A 19338-nucleotide genomic window follows, 5' to 3' on the forward strand; every position below is an offset into this window, starting at 1 on the left:
ACGCAAGCGCAGTACATCAGGCCCGGCCGACAACGGCCGGGCCTGGTTGTTTCAGTCACCCGACAACTGCACCCACGCCGGCGCGTGGTCGCTGGGGCGTTCCCAGGTGCGCGGTTCACGGTCGATGCCGGAGGCCTGTGCGCGCGGCTTGAGCGCATCGGACACCAGGGTCAGGTCGATACGCAGGCCGAGATTGCGGCGGAAGCCCGCTGCACGGTAATCCCACCAGCTGAAGATGCCGGCGTCATCGTTGTGCAGGCGGAAGGCATCGTGGAGGCCCAGGTCCAGCAGCTTCTGCAGCCCAGCGCGCTCGGCGGTGGAGGTGAGGATGTGGTTTTCGTTCCAGACGCTGGTATCGGGCACATCGCGGTCATCCGGGGCGATATTGAAATCGCCCATCACCACCAGCTGCGGGTGTTTCTGCAGCTCGGCGGCGATCCAGTCATGCACCGCCGCCAGCCAGCGCAGCTTGTACTCATATTTATCGGTACCCACGTCCTGGCCGTTGACCACGTACAAGTTGATGATGCGCACGCCGTTGACGGTGCCGGCAATCACCCGCTTCTGCTCGTCCTCGAAACCGGGGATGCCGATCTGCACGTCCTCGATGGGATCACGCGCCAACAGCGCCACACCGTTGTAGGTCTTCTGCCCGGCGAACACATTGCGGTAGCCCAGTTCAAGCAGGCGCGTATCCGGGAACTTGTGGTCCTCCAGCTTGGTTTCCTGGATGCCGACCACGTCGGGGGCAAAGTCGGCCAGCCACTGTTCCAGGTGCGGCAGGCGGACATTGAGCGAATTGACGTTCCATGAGGCGATTTTCATGTGGGGGATTCTAGCCGGGGCTGGGGCGAATGGCCCCCCTCAGCTAAAGACGGCAGCAACCAGCCCCCTCCTCGCGCGCCAGCACAGGAGAGGGTTGGCCAGCGCCTTCTCCACCACTTCGTAATGATTGGACTGCTAGGCGTTGAATACAGCATGCCGCTCGGCCGCCAGCCACGGGCAGCACCGCCCGCAGCTCCTTCTCGGTCGAGCGGTGACGCGTCACCATCACCGTCGCCGGGTCCAACCCGGCTTTGGCCAGCAGGTCGTTGAGCTCGATCACCGCCGTGCAACCGTCCATGTCGAAGACAGCGCCTCAGCCTGCTGCAATACCGTCTGCACCGCCGCATCCTGCAAATCGGGCGGGTAGCCGTACTTCCGCAGAATCCGCTTCACCAGAACCCGCATCCGCGCCCGGGCCGAGTCCCGATGCGCCCAATCGACCGACACGTTCTCGCGCAAGCTCACCAGCAGCTCATGGGCGATGAGCTTCAGCTTGTCGTCACCCAACAGTTGAATCGCACTCTCGTTCTCCGCCAGCGCGTCATAGAAGGCGATTTCATCCTCGGACAGACCCTGCTCTTCACCCCGCTGACGGGCCGCGCGGATGTCCTTGGCCAGTTGGATCAACTCGGCCAGTACCTCGGCAGTGGTGATGGCGTTGGCATGGTAGCGCGCCACCGCATCCTCCAGTCGTTCCGAGAACGCCTTGGTCTGCACCACATTGGCCTTGCTGCGCGACCGGATGCCGTCATTGAGCAGCTTGCGCAGGGCCTCCAGTGCGAGGTTCTTCTTGTCCAACTGCTGGACCTCAGCCAGAAACTCGTCGGAGAGGATGGAGATGTCCGGGCTCTTGATGCCCGCAGCGGCCAGGATATCCACGATCTCGGTCGAGACCACCGCCCGACTGACGATCTGCTGGATGGCCAGCTCGCGCTCTTGCTGGGTAATACCGGAGCCAGTACTGCTCTTGACCAGCGCAGCACGAATAGCCTGGAAGAAGCCGACTTCCTCGCGGATCTCGCGGGCCTCATCCGAGGCCGATGCCAAGGCGAACGCCTTGGATAACGCCAGCACAGCATCCTGATAGTGCCGGTGGGCGCTTTTCTTGCCTTCCTTGGTTTTTTCCTGTGCCGCCAAGCGCTGCTGCAGGTCGAGAATCCACTCGATGGCCGCCGCCATCATCACCAGTCGCTGCTGCGGCGTTCCGTCCAGTGCGGTCGCGTAGTCGAAGCCGTGGTACATGTCACGTACCACTTCGTACTTCTCCACCATCACCGCGATGGCCTGTGCCTCATCGACGCCGGTGTTTTCCTGATCGTTCTTGGAATACTGCTGCAAGGCCGACTTAAGGTTCTGCGCAATCCCGATGTAATCCACGATCAGCCCGGCCGGCTTGTCACGGAATACCCGGTTCACCCGCGCAATGGCCTGCATCAGGCCGTGACCCTGCATCGGCTTGTCCACGTACATGGTGTGCATGCACGGGGCATCAAAGCCGGTCAACCACATATCGCGCACGATCACCAGTTTGAGCGGGTCTTTCGGATCGCGCGCCCGCTTGGCCAGCAGGTCGCGCCGGGCCTTGTTGCCGATGTGCTGCTGCCACTCCTGCGGGTCGCTAGCCGCGCCCGTCATTACGATCTTGACCGCGCCCGCATTGTCATCGGCGTCATGCCAGTCCGGGCGCAGTTTGATGATCTCGTCGTAGAGCTTCACGCAGATGCGCCGGCTCATGCACACCACCATTGCCTTGCCGTCGAGGGCTGCCACGCGGTCTTCGAAGTGGGCGACCAAATCCTGGGCCACCAGCGCCAGACGCTTGTTGCTGCCCACCAGTGTTTCCACCGTTGACCACTTCTTCTTGAAGCGCTCCTGGTCGGCCTCGGAATCCTCCTCGGTCAGCGCATCCACCTCGGCGTCGATGTTGGGCTTTTCCGCATCATCAAGTTCGATACGTGCCAGCCGCGACTCGTAGTAGATCGGCACGGTCGCTCCGTCCTCGACCGCCCTGCTGATGTCGTAGACATCGATGTAGTTACCGAACACCGCAGGGGTGTTGACGTCATCCGCCTCGATCGGCGTGCCGGTAAAGCCGATGAAGGAGGCGTTGGGCAGGGCATCACGCATGTACTTGGCAAAGCCATAGGAGATTTCGCCAGTCTTGGCGTCCACCTTGGCTTTGAAACCGTATTGGCTGCGGTGCGCTTCGTCGGCAATGACCACCACATTGCGGCGCGTGGTGAGCGGCTCGGCAATCTCACCGAATTTCTGCAAGGTAGTGAAAATTACCCCGCCCGCCGCCCGGCTCAAGACCTTCTGCAGATCCTCGCGGCTCTCGGCCTGCACCGGCGTCTGCCGGATCAGGTCGCGGCACATCGAGAAGGTGGCAAACAGCTGGTCGTCCAGATCGTTGCGATCGGTCAGTACCACCAGCGTCGGGTTGGCCATGGCCGGATGCTTGACCAGTTGCCCAGCGTAGAACGCCATCAACAGGCTCTTGCCCGAGCCCTGGGTGTGCCAGATCACGCCCGCACGCCGATCTCCGCGAGCCTGTCCCGCCACAGTAGGCAAACCATACTCTGCTGGATCCTCTGCTATCCCCGGCGCCGTGGCCGATGCCCGGATCGTCGACGCCACCGCATGCCGCACTGCGTGGAACTGGTGATAGCCGGCGATGATCTTGGCCAGCCCAGACCCGGTTTCACCGAACACCGTGAAGTCCCGCAACAGCGCCAGCAGGCGGCCCTGCTCGAACACGCCTTCGATCAAGGTCGAAAGCTCCGGCGCGCCCTTCGGCGCCACATCCGCGCCATCGATGGTACGCCACGGCATGAAGCGCTCCAGATCGGCCGATAGTGAGCCTACCCGTGCCGCAATACCGTCCGAGGTGACCAACAGCGCGTTGGTGTTGAACAGCTGCGGGATCTGCTGCTTGTAGGTCTGCAGTTGGTTGAACGCGCCCAGCAGATGTGCTCCGGCGCTGCCCGGGGCTTTGAGCTCGATCACGGCGAGCGGCAGGCCGTTGACGAACACCACCACGTCAGGCCGCCGGTTGTTCTGGCCGTTGATCACCACGAACTGGCTCACCGCCAGCCAGTCATTCCGCTGCGGCTGTTCGAAGTCGATCAGTGCCACCTTGCCCGCAGTCAACGTCCCATCGTTTGCGTAGTACTCGACGTCCACGCCCTCGGTGATCAGCTTGTGGATACGGCGGTTCTCTTCCAGTAGTGATGGCAACTCAGACTGCGTGACTTTGCGAACGGCGTCGTGGCGCGCCTCTGCGGGGATGTTCGGGTTCAGGCGGGCAACGGCGTCCTCTAAGCGCTTTCTGAGCACGACCTCGTCATGACTCTCACGCTCGGGATGGAGACCATCAGGCCCTATCTGCTCTTCATTTCCAAGGCCGTAACCCAGCAGCCCCAATTGCTCCAAAAGTGCCGATTCAATCTCAGCCTCTGACAAAAAAGCCATCCCTGCCCCCCTGATTTAAACTTGCTCGACTTGCTCTGCCGGATCAATCACTTCGTCGGGATATCCCCGCTCGTCCTGATCTTCGTCTATGCCATCTGCAACCGCTACACCTCGCGCCGCATTCAGCGCTTCGATATACGCATCACGATCCAATTGATATAGGAACCGGCTGACTTCGATACTTAGCCCCAACCGTTCCCCGTCCGGCAGAAGGATGCTGAAAGTAGGTGTTTCATCATCTTTCAGCTCCAGCGTGACCCCAACATGCGCATCGATCAACGCATTGCTTTCCGCAAATTTCTCCCATGGCTCACGGGAGTTGACCGGGTCAAGTTGCGCATCGAGATAGGCCTGATGCAAGAACGCCACGATGGCGTCGGCTGCCAACACAGCACTACGCCGATGATGTTCCGCCAACCGCTCCAGAAAAGGATCCCTGCCATGACTGGCAGGGCCAGCCTTGTTACGCAGTTCATTAAGTGCGCCCGCCAGCTTGTGATGACTGGACACCAGTTTTTTGAATTGCTCGTCGCGAACATCGCCCAACTTCAGGGCACGAATGGCTGCTGTTAGCCAGTCTGAAAGGGAGGGTGTTTCCTGCACAGGTTTCAGCGGAGCGAGTGGAGAGTCAAAGCTCTCAACCACAACGCGGCATACAACCTCAACGACCGTTTTGGCGCAGTCGATGCATGCATCGTTATTCTGCTCAAGATTGCGCTCCATCGCCTCGAAGGTCTGCTGCAACATCGGCGCGTCGCGCCAATGGCTGCAAGCTTCACGGATACCGGGGCACCAATCTAGGGTCATAGCGCCGCTCCGACGATGCATCCGGCATCGGGCACGCGAAGCTCGCCGGAAATAAGTTTAGGTAGCAGCGTGTCGCGTAGTTGGGCAATGGAGCGGGATTGCTGCGCGTTGGTTACCAGTTGATCGAATAGCGGAGCAATCGCGCTGTCAAACGCCTTCATGCCTTCCGGAGACGCAACAGCGATTCGGGCATCTGTCAGATGCTTGCGCTGAATGTGACCCATGGTTGTCGCTTTGTCGGCGGCAATCGCACGGAAATTTTGCAAATGATGGCGAGTAGCGAAGAAGTAGAACCACTTCGGAACCGCGTCGGACGTCACTTTGAACAAGTGCTGATTCAATGCTCCCCGCCCGCCGTTCCACACCTCGACCTCAAGCGAGCCTGACCACGAGAACAGTACGTCGCCATCGACAACGACATACTCAGGCTTTATTCGGGCGCTTGCCCGGTCTGCCCCATTGGCGTTCCCGGCGCGTAGCTGCGCAATCTTGATGACCGGCAAGAACTCGTCGGCACTTTCCGGTGGAAACTTCTGTAGCGCAAGACCGTTTAGATAGTTCGCAATCGAGTCCAGAGATCGCATTTCCCACCCCTCCGGAATCTCCCCCAACTCCGACTCTTTAATGCTGTCGGGGAAGAGGTCGTAGAGGTGTGCGGGTAGGCCGGGCAGCGACTGACCGCGTTTCCAACGACCTTCTTGCTTGGCGCGCACCGGCTCGAAGTCCACGAACCAAGCCTTGAACAAGGTGCGTGCAATTGCCTCCAACGCTTGATTCGCCCGGCTGTTATTGGCGATGAGGTTATCCGCCGACGACAAAACACTTCCGATTCCGCTTCGCTCAAGGCTGGAAAAGTCTGGAATCTCGTAATCCGCTATTGCTTGCCAGGAGACCCTCTGTCGCCCAGACGTTCCCTCCATCCGGCCCTTCGCGTAGGCCCGAAACTCGGGGTGCCTCGCAACGTAGTAGACGAAATCTTCATCGACACCTGGGTCTTTCGCCGCCATGACGATGAATTCGGTCGAGCCATGACCAACAGCGCCGTCAGGCAGACCGTTCACCTTCGCGGTTTTCCCGTTTTCAAGGCAAGGGGTAATACGAGCGAACAGTGTGTCGCCGTTTCTGAATTTGCTGCCGCCACCGTTGAAGACGCGGTTGCCGATTCCCGAGACGTCTCGCTCTCCCTCGAGCAAATCCGCCATCTCAATGAACGGCGTAATAGCACCTTTTTCAAGGGGGCGCTTCGGATTGAAGTCGATCAGATCGGACAACTTCATTACTGAAGCTCCACGATGGGGAAACCAATGAGCTTCAGTTGTTCTCGCATCGTCGTTTGAAGACTCGCTGACTCCGCTAGCTGCTCCCCTAGCTCCGCCGTGAGTCGAGTCATTCGCTCTTCGAAGGACTCATCGTCCTTGACAAGATCTCCAGTACCAACGTAGCGCCCAGGTGTCAGCACATGGCCGTGTTGATGGATGTCCTCCATCGATGCCGACTTGCAGAAACCAGTCACGTCAGTGTATTCCCCAGCGTCTTTCCCACCGCGCCAGGCGTGGTAGGTATCGGCGACTTTCTGGACTTCTTCGTCGGTGAGTTCGCGCCGGGTGCGGTCCACCAGCACGCCCATCTTGCGGGCATCGATAAACAGCACTTCTCCGCGCCGGTCACGCAGGCCCTTGCCGGGGTTCTTGTTGCGTGCCAGGAACCACAGGCAGGCCGGAATCTGCGTGGAGTAGAAGAGCTGCCCGGGCAGCGCCACCATGCAATCCACTGCATCGGCTTCAAGCATGGCCTTGCGGATGTCGCCTTCTCCGGACTGGCTGGAGCTCATCGAGCCATTGGCCAGCACCACGCCTGCCGTGCCGTTGGGCGCGAGGTGGTGATAGATATGTTGCAGCCAAGCATAGTTGGCATTGCCCACCGGGGGCACGCCGAACTGCCAGCGCACATCTTCGCGTAGGCGATCACCGCCCCAGTCGGAGATATTGAACGGCGGGTTGGCCAGGATGTAGTCGGCCTTGAGGTCGCGTAGTTCGTCCTTGTGGAAGCTGCCCTCGTTGTTCCAACGAATGTCCGAATCGATACCACGCACGGCCAGGTTCATCTTGGCCAGCCGCCAGGTGGTGTAATTGCTCTCCTGCCCGTAGATGGCGATATCACCAATGCGGCCGCCGTGTTCGGTAACAAACTTTTCCGACTGCACGAACATGCCGCCCGAGCCGCAGCATGGGTCATAGACGCGACCCGAGTACGGCTCCAGCATTTCCACCAACACGCGCACCACCGAACTCGGCGTGTAGAACTCCCCGCCGCGCTTGCCTTCGGCACCTGCGAACTGGCCCAGAAAATATTCGTACACGCGGCCAAGGATGTCCTTGGAGCGGCCGCCTTTTTCGTTAAGCGCAATGCCGGAGACCAGGTCGATCAGCTCGCCCAGCATCACCTTGTTGAGCGCGGGACGGGCGTAGTCCTTGGGCAGCACGCCTTTCAGCGATTCGTTGTCCTTTTCGATGGCGCGCATCGCATCATCGATCAGGGTGCCGATGCTGGGCTGCTTGGCGTTGGCCTGCAGGTGCGACCAGCGCGCCTCCTTCGGCACCCAGAACACGTTGTCGGCGAGATATTCATCCTTGTCTTCGGCCGCTTGCGCATCCTCGCCCAGCAATGCAATGCGCTTGGCCTCGAAGGCGTCGGAGATGTATTTGAGAAAGATCAGCCCGAGCGCGACGTGCTTGTAGTCGGAAGGTTCCATGTTGCCGCGCAGCTTGTCGGCGGCTTTGAACAGCTCGGCCTCGAAACCGAGGCCGTCGTTCTTGTTTTCTGCTGTCTTCTTGGGCTTGGTCATAGTGCTTCTTCTTGCTCCATGTGGCGCAGGCAAAGGCTGCCTGTCGCCGGTGAATTTCAATCCTGTCCCGCCAAAAACCACACCGGCTTGAGCGGCAACCGCCGGCGGGCGCTGTCATCGAGCTGGCCGTAATGGCGGGTCCACAGTTCGACCAGCTGGTTGGCGTCGATCAAGGTGATGCGGCGGTGGCTTTGGCGGGCTTCCAGGTCGGCGTCCTTGGTGAAGCCGGACAGGGCCACGAACAGACCGACGTCGCCTTCGCCCAGCACGGCCATGAAGCTGCGCAGGCCCATCACATCAATCTTTGGTGAGTTGGCGTTGCGTTTGACCTGCACCTTGATACGCGGCGGGCGGGTGCCCAGCGGGTCGTTGTAGGCGATCACATCCACGCCGCCGTCCTTGCCCGGCGGGGCGATCCACGCCACGTGGTAGCCCATGGCGGTGAGCAGCGCGCCCACCAGTTCCTGGAACTCGTAGGGCGGCATGTCGGCCAGGTGCGCCTCGATCTCGGCCCAGGCCATTTCCTCGGCCTGCTCCAGGGTGATGCTGGCGGACTTTTCCACCGCTTCGTCATCGCCTTCGTCGATTTCCACCACCGGCTGCGCCTTTTTCCACTTGTGGTACAGGCGTACCGCCTCGCGGTAGAACTGCTCGCCGTCCGGGTAGTGCTGCAGGGCCTGGGCGCCTTCGGCGGTGATGCTCCAGATGCCCTTGTCCTTGACCAGCCAACCGGCCTTGACGGTATCGACGGTGGCAAAGCGGACGATCTTCTCGAAGCGGCGCCCGCCGGTGGGGTAGTCGCCGGCCTCGTAGGGGGTCATTTCGACCTTTGCGGCCAGCGCTGCCAAGGCTTCGGCGGCCTTCATGCCGTCGGGCCGGGCCTGCAGGATGCCAAACAAGGTGCGTATCAGATGGCCGGTTCGGGCCTTGGTTACTTCCGCCATGCGTCCCCTGCTTCGGTAGTCCGCTCCAGCCTGTCAGCACAGCTCAAAGGCTGCCGAAAACCGGATGATTTATGTGAAGGCGCATCATAGCCGGGGGCGCCTGTGTAAATCAGGCCGAGCCGGCTTTGCGGCGGGGGAAACCTCTTCAGTAGCCGTCACCGGAGCCTGGATCGTCACAGGGCGGAAAATCGGCGTGCCTGCTCCTGCATTTCGGCGGGAGATTGTGGTTCAGGATTTGATGGCGGCTGCACGAGCGACATCAAAAGCCCCCACCCGCCCCTGCAGGCGGGGAGATGACGCTCCAGGCTCCGGCAGACTGCGAGGCCACTTCTATTGAGCACCGTAGCAAGTAGCAATCAGCCTTCTTCTCTATTGGCTGAGGCCAGGAGCGGGGCCGGGGAGGTTTGGCTTCTGGCTTGATGGCGCGGCATACACAAGATCAAAAGCGCCCCCCCCACCTGCCCCTTCGGGGCAGTCCCCCGCAAACGGGAGAGGGGATGGCTGCCACGCGGTGTCGTAGACGGAGCAGCCGGCTGTGGGCTGCGAGGCTTTTTACCTTCCTCCCCGCCCCCCTTCGCCGTTGGCGTCAGGAAGGGAGCGAAAGGGGTTCACGCGCAGCAGTGGCGACCTTCCCCATTCATTAAACCGGGTTTAAAGCGAAGCTGGCGGATAACAACAAAAACTATCTCGTGAATGTCGGGGAACACACTTCTACAGTGTTCCGGTTCCCGCGCAGACTGCCCGCAAGGTTGAGAGGGAACCCCATGCGTAGCAAGCTGTTTGTGCCCGGCGCACGTCCGGAGCTGTTCGACAAGGCCATGGCCAGTGCGGCCGATGCCCTGTCCTTCGATCTGGAAGATTCGGTGCCCGAGGCCGGCAAGCAGGCCGCGCGTGCGCAGGTGGCTGCGTTCCTGCGCCGTGCCGGCGTTGCCGAGGCCGGCAAGCTGCTGATTGTGCGCACCAATGGCACCGACAGCCCGCACTTTGCCGCTGACCTCAAGGCCGTGGCGCTGCCCGGCGTGTGGCTGCTCAACATTCCCAAGATCGAATCGGCCGCGCAGGTGCTTGATGCCGCGGCCGCGCTGGAACAGGCCGAAGCCGACAACAGCGTCAGCCGCCCCATCGGGCTGCTGCTCACTGTCGAAACCCCGCGCGGGCTGCGCCGGGCGGCCGAACTGGCGGCGGCGCATCCGCGCGTGGCCGGCCTGCAACTGGGCCTGGGCGATATGTTTGCGCCCAATGGCATTGCCCGTGAGCCGGCCAACGTGCACGGCATTTTGCTGGCGCTGAAGCTGGCCGCCGCCGAAGCCGGCGTGTTCGCCTGCGACGGTGCCTGGCCGGATGTAGCCGACAGCGAGGGCTTCCGCGTTGAAGCCGAGATGGCCTTCAAGCTGGGTTTCATCGGCAAAAGCTGCATCCATCCACGCCAGGTGGCAGCGGCCAATGCGGTGTTCAGCGTGCCGCAGGCCCTGGTGGACGAAGCACAGCGTATCGTTGCCGCCGCGCGCCAGGCCGATGCACAGGGCCGCGGCGCTTTCCTGTTTGAAGGCCGCATGGTTGACCTGCCGTATCTGCGGCGGGCCGAAGCCATCGTTGCCGGGGCCACACACACCCACTGATCCACCAGTCCTGTGGCGGCCTGCCGTCACTTCTGATTTCTTTGCGGGGCTTATCCATGTCCAAGCTTGCGGCCATCACACCGGCCACCCTGAGGCAGCACTTCACGCTTGGCGTCCGCCTGTTGGTGGCCGTCACCCTGCTGGCTCTGAGCGGTATCGCCTCGGCCGAAAGCCTGAACGCCGTTACCACCGGCAGCCTGCCGGCCTTGCCGGACAAGCTTGTCCCGCAACGTCTGCTGTCGATGGACGACCGCCTGCTGGCCCTGGCCGATGACCAGGCCTGGGCCTTGGACAAGGGCGCGAAAACCTGGCGCCCGCTACAACTGGGCGCCCTGCAGGCCGGCACCATCCATGGCAGCGCCACCCTCAGCGGCGCCCATTGGCTGCTGGTGGGTGCCGACGCAACCCATAGCGATCACCTGGAGCAGGTCAGCGTGAAGGGCGATGCGCTGCTCGGCACGCGCAGCCTGCCGTTGCCCGCGCCGTTGGCCGGGGCCGTGCTCGCCGCACTGGATGGCGCCATGTATGTGGCTGGCGTGGACAGCACCGGCAAAACCCGCCTGTACCGCCGGCCGGCAACGGCCACGCAATGGCAGGACACTTCCCCCTGGCCGGGCAATGCCGCGCCGGTGGCCATGCAGGCACAGAAGGGCGCGCTCTATGTCGTGGACGCACCCGCCTCCGGCGCATCGCAGCTGTGGCGCTGGAACAACGAAAAGGGCTGGCAGGCCACGCCGGCCATTGATGGTGAGGTAGTGCCGGGTTCACTGCGAGCATTGGGCCAGGCGCATTTGCTGATGCAGGTGCGCGATGCCGCCGGCACGGTCAACGCACGCACCTTCCACACCATCACCGGCGCCTGGGCCGACGTGGACGATTCCGTGGCGCAGGCGCCGCTGGGCACCGCCAGCTGGGGCAACGGCCTGGCCTGGGCCACGGCCGACGGCAGCCTGCACACCTTCGATATCCAGGGCGGCAAGCACCTGCTGGGCTGGCTGGACTGGGCGGTGATCGTGGTCTACCTGGCGGCGATGCTGGGCATCGGCGCGTGGTTCTACTTCCAGGAAAAGCACGGCAACACCGCGGACTTCTTCGTCGGTGGCCGCAGCATTCCGTTCTGGGCGGCCGGCATCAGCCTGTATGCCACCAACACCAGCTCGATCAGCTTCATCGCCATCCCGGCCAAGGCGTTCGAGACCAACTGGCAGTACATGACCAACAACCTGATCGCGGTGTTGGGCCTGATGTTCGTGGCCATATGGATTGTGCCGCTGCTGCGCCGGCTGGATTTGATGAGCGTGTTCTCCTACCTGGAAACACGCTTCCACCCGGCCATCCGCATGCTCGCCAGCGGGCTGTGCATCGTGATGCAGATCGGCAGCCGCATGAGCGTGATCCTGTTCCTGCCTGCGCTGGCCATCTCCACCATCACCGGCGTGGATGTGCTGTGGAGCATCATGCTGATGGGTGTGTTCACCATCATCTACACCACCATGGGTGGTATGAAGGCGGTGATCTGGACCGACTTCGTGCAGGTGTTCGTGATGTTCGGCGGCGCCATCTTCGCCATCGGCTTCATCATCCACCAGATCAACGGCGGCGTGCCGGAGTTCCTGTCCACCGCGATGGCCGAGAACAAGACGCAGCTGTTCGATTTCAGCTTCGACCTGACCAAGGCCACAGTGTGGGGCTTCATCTTCCTGGTGGTGTTCGACGTGGTGCTCACCTTCCCCAAGGACCAGGTGTTGATGCAGCGCGTGCTGTCCACCAAATCCGACAAGGAAGCCGGGCGTTCGATCTGGACGTTCGCGGCGATGATGATCCCCGGCGGTTTCGTGTTCTATGGCATCGGCACCGCGCTGTGGGTGTACTACAAGAACAATCCGGAACGGCTCAATCCGCTGCTGCCCATTGATGCGACCTTCCCGCTGTTCATCGCCGCCGAACTGCCGGCCGGCGTCACCGGGCTGATCATTGCCGGCATTTTCGCCGCCGCCATGTCCACCCTGTCGAGCATCATCAACAGCGTCTCCACGCTGGCTTCGGTGGATTTCTACGAAAAACTGAAGAAGGACGCCACGCCCAAGCAGAGCGTGCGCTTTGCCGAATGGATCGGCGTGGCCGTGGGCCTGATCGCCATCGGCATCGCACTGGTGATGAGCCGTTACGACATCCATTCGCTGTTCGACGTCTCCATCGAACTGGCCGGCCTGCTCGGCGGTGGTTTTGCCGGCGCCTACACGCTGGGCATGTTCACCCGCCGCGCCAACTGGCAGGGCGTGGCCATCGGCGTGGCCGGCAGCATCCTCATCACCCTGGTGTTCTGGACGGTGAACCTGGTGCACCCGTACTTCTACCTGGCCATCTCGATCCTGCTGTGCATCGTGATCGGCTACCTCGCCAGCCTGTTCTTCCCGGCCCCCAGCCGCTCGCTGAAGGGGCTGACGATCTACAAACAGGATGCGGTGTGAAAGCCGCTGGGGCGCGGTGGCGTAAAATTGGCCGCTTTGTTCTTGGTCCCCTCGCCTGCAGCTGCAGCGGGGGCCTGGTTTCGAGTGACTTTACGCGAGCTTGAAGAGATCAGACCGTGGAAACCCAGTTCCTCAACACCTTTGTCACCGTCGTGGACCGCGGCTCCATGGCAGCGGCCGCGCGCTCGCTGCACATCACCCCGGCCGCGGTGGCACAGCAGATCCGCACACTGGAACGTGAACTGGGCGCACCGCTGATCGCGCGCGCCGGCCGCACGGTCAGCGTCACCGAGGAAGGCGCACGCATCCTGCAGCGCGCGCGCGACCTGCTGCGTGGCGTGGCCGATTTGCGCAGCGTCGCCAACGAAACCGGCATGGCCGGCGAACTGCGGCTGGGCGCCTGCCCCACCGCACTCGGCGGCCTGGTGCCGGACATCCTGGCGCGCATGGTGGCCAAGTTCCCGGAGATCAACGTCTTCATCAAACCCGGTTATTCGGCCGACCTGTACGGCGCGGTGGAATCCGGTGACCTGGATGCGGCAATGGTGCTGCAGGCGCCGTTCTCGCTGCCCAAGACCTGCGACTGGCAGCTGCTGCGCGAGGAACCGCTGGTGGTGCTGGCACCGGCGCGCCTGGCCGGTTGCGATCCGCACCAGCTGCTGCGCGAACAACCGCTGATCCGCTACGACCGCCACGAATGGGGCGGCCGCCAGGCCGACGAATACCTGCGCCGCGTCGGCATCGTGCCGCGTGAGCGCTTCGAGTTGAATGCACTGAACGCCATCGCGGTGATGGTGGATCGTGGGCTGGGCGTGTCGCTGGTGCCGGATTGGGCCAAGCCCTGGCCCGAAGGGATTTCCGTGGCCAGCATTCCGCTGCCCGAACCCAGCGAACCGCGCCGCATTGGCATGGTCTGGTCACGCGCGTCGGTACGCCTGCGCCAGGTCAACGTGTTGCTTGAAGAAGCGCGCACCGCCTTGCTGCAGGCGCAGTAATCAGGGCTGCGCTGCGGCTTGGGAGGGAATTTCAGCGACTGCGTTGCCACTGATCCGGTGATCTGAAGCCATCGACCAACGTATTTTTCCCGTCTCCCGCTTGCGGAAGCAACCAGCCCCGCGGAGCGGATCAGAACAACATTTTTCGCAAAAAGTGGCTTGTTTCAGGCATCAAAGCGATTTGCGGCCACTGCCTTTCCTCCGCCCTCTCCCGCGCAAACGCGGGCGCGGCCATGGCTTGTGCGCAGGCCGCATTCAATCGCAACAAACCCTAGGCAATGAACATACAGAACCGCGCTTCTATCGCTGCGGAGCCCCGCCTAGTCTCACGCCCAATGCCGGTACCTGCCGCATGGCGCCCCTGTGGGGCCATCAGCGGGCAAACGGTGAATCAAAGGGGCACAAGTCCCCGTCGCTTCTTGACGCAGTCGGCTCCCCTGACCCGCTCCGTCGCATCTTCGTAACTGGGGGGAGAGAGAACAAATGATCAAGCCACTTTCGGCTGCAATCAGTGCCGCACTGCTCGCCAGCGCCATGAGCCCGGCCTTTGCGCAGGACAACAACGATGATGCGGTGAGCCTGGACCAGGTCATCGTCACCGGCACCCGTACCCCGGTGGCCATCGAGAAGGTGCCCGGCGCCGTCACCCTGGTGACCCCGGAGCAGGTGCAGCGCACCTTGAACCTGACCGAAGACGCCACTGCCGTGCTCGCACGTATGGTTCCGGGCTACTCCGAATCCTCGCAGGCAATGAGCAACTCCGGCGAAACCCTGCGTGGCCGCGTCGCGCTGCGCCTGTTCGACGGTGTGCCGCAGGGCTCGCCGCTGCGCGAAGGCAGCCGCAACGGCACCTTCACCGACATGGGCGTGATTGGCCGCATTGAAGTCATCAACGGGCCGTCGGCTGCCGAAGGCATTGGTGGCGCCGGCGGCGTGATCAATTACCTGTCCAAGAACCCGGAAGTGGATGGCCACCAGACCACCATCTCCACCCGCTACAGCAGCCAGTTCAAGGACGACAGCGCACAGTCCAAGATCGGCGTGATGCACACCTACAAGGACGATGCGGCCGACTTCCTGATCAGCGGCGCCTACATCGACCGTGGTATCGCCTACGACGGCAATGGCCGCCGCGTTGGCCTGAACACCTCCGGCTCGCTGTCCGATTCGTACAGCAAGAACCTGTTCGTGAAGGGCGGTTACAACTTCGGCGAAGGCCAGATGCAGCGCATCCAGGCCAGCTACAGCAACTTCCACATTGGCGGCAAGCACAACTACAAGCCGGTGGAAGGCTGCCGCTTCGACCCGGTCGAGTGCCCGAAGCCCACCACCAACACTGCCGAGAAGGGCTCCATCGCCGGCTCGCTGGCCGAGTTCAATGACTTTGAACAGTTCGCGGTGAAGTACACCAATGCCGATTTCTTCGGCGGCGACCTGAGCGTTGATGCGTACTGGGCCGACCAGGCCATGCGTTACATCGCCGAAAACGGCGTTGACCGCCAGCTGACCAAGCCGGCGCCGCCGGAAGCCGAGCGCATCTGGGACCAGTCGGAGATCAACAGCGAGAAGAAGGGCCTGCGCTTTGGCTATGCCTACAGCGACCTGTTCAGGGTTGAAGGCCTGCGCCTGCGCACCGGCCTGGATATCGTGGAAGACACCGCCGAGCAGCGCCTGGCGCTGACCAACCGCCTGTGGGTGCCACCGATGAAGTACACCAGCGTTGCGCCGTATGCGCAGCTGAGCTGGGACATCGGCCCGGTGACGCTGGACGCCGGCGTTCGCCGCGAGGACGGCGAGCTGGAAATCGACAGCTACACCACCGTGGCGTTCCGCGACAACACGCCGGTGCAGGGCGGCAAGATGGACTACAAGGCCACCATGCCCAACTTCGGCGCGATCTGGCGCATCAACGATGAGTGGTCGGTGTTTGCTTCGTACTCCGAAGGTTTTGGCATTGCCAACGTCGGCATCCCGCTGCGCAACATCCAGGCCAACAGCCCGTGCAAGGCCGTGTCCTGCATCGCCGACCTGCAGCCCTTGATCACCGAGAACAAGGAAATCGGCTTCAACTGGCGCGGCGCCAAGGGCCAGGTGGGTGCGTCGGTGTACCGCTCGACCTCGGACTACGGCTCCACCATGACCATCGACAAGGTCACCGAAGACTTCATCCTGACCCGCGCGCCGGTTGAGATCGAAGGCTTTGAGTTGAACAGTGCCTGGACCTTCAACGAGCACTGGAAGGCGACCTTCCTGTACTCGCGCATCCGCGGCCAGACCCAGTACTTCCCGGGTTCGGGCCTGAAGAAGGAAATGGGCATCCTGGACATCTCGCCGGACAAGGTGAATGCCTCGGTCACCTGGACCCCGACGGACACGCTCAACGCCACCCTCGGCGTGAGCAAGACCTTCGACCGCGACCTGCGTGAGAGCTTCACCAACTCCGCCACCGGCGATGTCCATCTCAACGAAGAGAACACCTACGGCTATGCGCTGTGGGATCTGAGCGTGAACTACGACACCGGCCGCTACGGCCAGCTTTCGCTGGGCATCGAGAACCTGTTCGACAAGCAGTACGTGTTGACCTGGTCGCAGCTGCCGGGCTGGCAGAACTACTTCTCCGGCCGCGGCCGGATGGTGTCGCTGTCGCATACCTTCAAGTTCTGATAGCAAGGCAATAACAGGCGGCGCCGCAGGCAACTGTGGCGCCGTTTTGATTTACGGCCAGCGTGCTGGCTGCTTCCTTCTCCCCTTGCGGGACGACAACTCGGCAGGATTGCCGAGTTGCACGGCGAAGCCGCCCGAAGGGTGAGGCACATGGATGTGCCGAATGCAGGAGCCCCGAAGGGGTGGAAGATCGGACGCGCGCAATGTGGGCAGAGATATTCCCCCCTCTCCCCAACCCCTCTCCCGCGAGGGGAGAGGGGCTAACACTTCGGAGAGTTGGCTGAAGTAGGCCTCCCCTCTCCCACGAGGGGACAGGGGCCAACACTTCGGAGAGTTGACCGAAGCAGCGCTTCACCCCTCTCCCCCTGCGGGAGAGGGTGCCCCGAAGGGGCGGGAGAGGGGCCACAGGGCTACGCTCCGCACGATCCTGAAATGGAGGCTTGCCATGTTCCGCCGCACCACCCACACAACCCAGGCGCCCTCTCGCCGCAGCAGCCACATCGCACGCGGCCTGCTGCTGGGCGTCGTGGCATGGGCCGGCATGGGCAGTGCCAGCGCCGATACAGGTGAACGCTGGCAACGCGTGGACACGTTCCTCGCACACGCCACGGCCAAGGGCAGTTACCCGGGCGCCGTCGCGCTGGTCGAGCATCAAGGCAAAGTCGCTTTCCACGGCCAATGGGGCCATACCGATCTGGCACGCACCCGGCCGATGCGCGAAGACAGCATCTTCCGCATCTATTCGATGACCAAGCCGGTCGCCTCCACCGCCGTGCTGATGCTGATGGAAGAAGGCCAGCTGTCGCTGGATGACCCGCTGGCGCGTTTCATTCCCGCCTTCGCCGATCGCCAGGTTGTTGTCGGTGGCGATGCCGAGCATCCGCAGCTGGCGCCGTCGCCACGCGCGATCACGCTGCGTCACCTGCTCACCCACACCAGCGGCTTTGCCGCAGCCTCGGACAGCCATGCCGTCGCCACCGCGCTGTTGAACCGCGCCGGCATCGACAGCGCCACCTCGCTGGAAGATGTCGCCGCACGCCTGGCCACGTTGCCGCTGGCCGACGCACCCGGCACCCACCTCCACTACGAAGGCAGCAATACCGAGCTGCTGGCGCGCGTGGTGGAAGTGGTGAGCGGGCAACCGTTCGGACAGTTCCTTGCGCAGCACATCTTCCAGCCACTGGGCATGCACGACACCGTCTTTGAAGTGCCGCTGGCGCAGCGCGCGCGCGTGGTGGACCTGCCGACCAGCGCCGCCGACGGCACGCTGCACATTGCCGACACCGTCAGCGCACGCACGCCCGGCGCACGCTTGAAGGGCTATGACAGCGGTGCCGGCGGCCTGTATTCCACCGCGGCCGATTACCTGAAATTCGCGCGCGTGCTGCTGGGCGATGGTCAAGCCAATGGCGTGCGCCTGCTCTCACGCAAGACCGTGGATCTGATGATGGCCGACCAGCTGGGCGGCTTCAGCCCGGCCATCCAGGGCTTCAGCAAGGGCGAAGGCTTCGGCCTGGGCGGTTATGTCGTCACCGATCCTGCGACGCGTGGGCGGCTGGGCAGCGTGGGCCAGTTCGGCTGGTCCGGCGCCGCCTCCACCTACTTCACCGTGGACCGCAGCGAGCACCTGGTGGCCATCGTGTTGCTGCAATACCTGCCCGAAGGCGACAAGCGCCTGCCATCCGTGGCAACCCCGTTCTACAACCTCGTTTATCAGGCCATTCCATGACCTCCTCCGTACTTGTAGCCGGCTCGGCCAATCTCGATTTCGTAGTGCGTGCGGCGCATGTGCCGGCCCCGGGTGAAACCGTGCTGGGCCGCGAATTCCGTACCTTCCCCGGTGGCAAGGGTGCCAACCAGGCGGTGGCCTGCGCGCGCGCCGGCGGCGCCGCCACGCAGATGCTGCTGGCGCTGGGCAATGACGATTTCGCCAAGCCCATCGAAGCCTCGCTGACCGATGCCAAGGTGCAGCTGCATACCGTGCGCGATGCACAGCTGCCGACCGGCACCGCGTTCATCTGCCTGTCCGACGATGCCGAGAACGCCATCACCGTCGCGCCCGGCGCCAACATGGCGCTGCGGCCCGAACACCTGCCCGCGCTCGATGGCGTGCAGTGGCTGTTGCTGCAGCTGGAATCGCCGCTGGAAACCGTGCAGGCCTATGCCGCTGCCGCACGCGCTGCCGGCGTGAAAGTCGCCTTGAACGCCGCGCCTGCGCAGGTGCTGCCGGCCGAGCTGCTGGCGCTGCTGGACATGCTGATCGTCAACGAAGGCGAACTGGACGTGGTGGCCGGCAATCCGCCGGACCTGGCCAGCGGCCTGTCACGTCTGGACGTGCCCTGCGTGATCGTCACCCTCGGCGCGCGCGGTTGCCTTGCCCGCGTTGACGGCCAGACCCTGGTGCAGCCGGCGTTCTCGATTTCCCCGGTGGATACCACTGCCGCCGGTGACACCTTCTGCGGCACGCTGGTGGCCACGCTGGCACGCGGCGAGTCGCTGCAACACGCCCTGCTTGCTGCCAGCGCCGCATCTGCACTGGCCTGTACGCAGCTGGGTGCACAATCCAGTATTCCCGACCACACCGATGTCACCGCGCTGCTGGCCGATGCCACGCGCCTGCCCGATGCCGATGCCCACGCCGCGCTTGCGGCTTGGTGCGCGCTGTAACCCGTTGCTCTCCCCTGTATCTGCTGGATG

The 19338-nt window shown here is 63.1% G+C and carries 12 protein-coding genes; 6 read left to right on the plus strand and 6 right to left on the minus strand.

The genetic code is table 11. The features are described 5' to 3' along the window. Positions 1-51: 51 nt before the first annotated feature. The 6 genes from xth to ACVOLO_RS02045 form a co-directional block, all read right to left on the minus strand. On the minus strand, positions 52-825 hold the full coding sequence (xth, locus tag ACVOLO_RS02020) for an exodeoxyribonuclease III (RefSeq protein WP_481568604.1): 774 nt from the start codon (positions 823-825) through the stop codon (positions 52-54). A gap of 276 nt (positions 826-1101) precedes the next feature. Next, positions 1102-4296 (minus strand): type I restriction endonuclease subunit R, encoded by a 3195-nt coding sequence (locus ACVOLO_RS02025; protein WP_481568605.1) that lies wholly within the window; start codon positions 4294-4296, stop codon positions 1102-1104. A 15-nt stretch (positions 4297-4311) separates the two neighbouring features. Then, positions 4312-5103 (minus strand): abortive infection family protein, encoded by a 792-nt coding sequence (locus ACVOLO_RS02030; protein ID WP_481568606.1) that lies wholly within the window; start codon positions 5101-5103, stop codon positions 4312-4314. After that, a complete protein-coding gene (locus ACVOLO_RS02035) occupies positions 5100-6380 on the minus strand; it encodes a restriction endonuclease subunit S (RefSeq protein WP_481568607.1) in 1281 nt (426 codons plus the stop codon). Before ACVOLO_RS02035 ends, ACVOLO_RS02030 begins: the two co-directional genes overlap by 4 nt. Continuing rightward, positions 6380-7948 (minus strand): class I SAM-dependent DNA methyltransferase, encoded by a 1569-nt coding sequence (locus tag ACVOLO_RS02040; RefSeq protein WP_481568608.1) that lies wholly within the window; start codon positions 7946-7948, stop codon positions 6380-6382. Before ACVOLO_RS02040 ends, ACVOLO_RS02035 begins: the two co-directional genes overlap by 1 nt. Before the next feature lie 56 nt (positions 7949-8004). After that, positions 8005-8892, minus strand: a complete 888-nt coding sequence (locus tag ACVOLO_RS02045) for a restriction endonuclease (protein ID WP_481568609.1) — start codon at positions 8890-8892, stop codon at positions 8005-8007. A gap of 764 nt (positions 8893-9656) precedes the next feature. On the opposite strand from ACVOLO_RS02045, the gene ACVOLO_RS02050 reads away from it, so the two are divergent. From ACVOLO_RS02050 to ACVOLO_RS02075, 6 genes are all read left to right on the plus strand, one after another. Further along, entirely contained in the window at positions 9657-10511 is an 855-nt protein-coding gene (locus tag ACVOLO_RS02050) for an HpcH/HpaI aldolase/citrate lyase family protein (RefSeq protein ID WP_481568610.1), read from the plus strand. A gap of 56 nt (positions 10512-10567) precedes the next feature. Then, complete coding sequence (locus ACVOLO_RS02055) at positions 10568-12982, plus strand: sodium:solute symporter family transporter (protein WP_481568611.1); 2415 nt, start codon at positions 10568-10570, stop codon at positions 12980-12982. A 116-nt stretch (positions 12983-13098) separates the two neighbouring features. Then, complete coding sequence (locus tag ACVOLO_RS02060) at positions 13099-13977, plus strand: LysR family transcriptional regulator (RefSeq protein WP_481568612.1); 879 nt, start codon at positions 13099-13101, stop codon at positions 13975-13977. A 483-nt stretch (positions 13978-14460) separates the two neighbouring features. Then, positions 14461-16641, plus strand: coding sequence for a TonB-dependent receptor (locus ACVOLO_RS02065; RefSeq protein ID WP_481568613.1), 2181 nt, complete (start codon positions 14461-14463; stop codon positions 16639-16641). A gap of 445 nt (positions 16642-17086) precedes the next feature. After that, on the plus strand, positions 17087-18370 hold the full coding sequence (locus ACVOLO_RS02070) for a serine hydrolase domain-containing protein (protein ID WP_481568614.1): 1284 nt from the start codon (positions 17087-17089) through the stop codon (positions 18368-18370). Next, positions 18367-19308, plus strand: coding sequence for a ribokinase (locus ACVOLO_RS02075; protein ID WP_481568615.1), 942 nt, complete (start codon positions 18367-18369; stop codon positions 19306-19308). Before ACVOLO_RS02070 ends, ACVOLO_RS02075 begins: the two co-directional genes overlap by 4 nt. Positions 19309-19338 lie beyond the last annotated feature (30 nt).

It is taken from the genome of Stenotrophomonas sp. STEN056 (genome assembly GCF_056759635.1).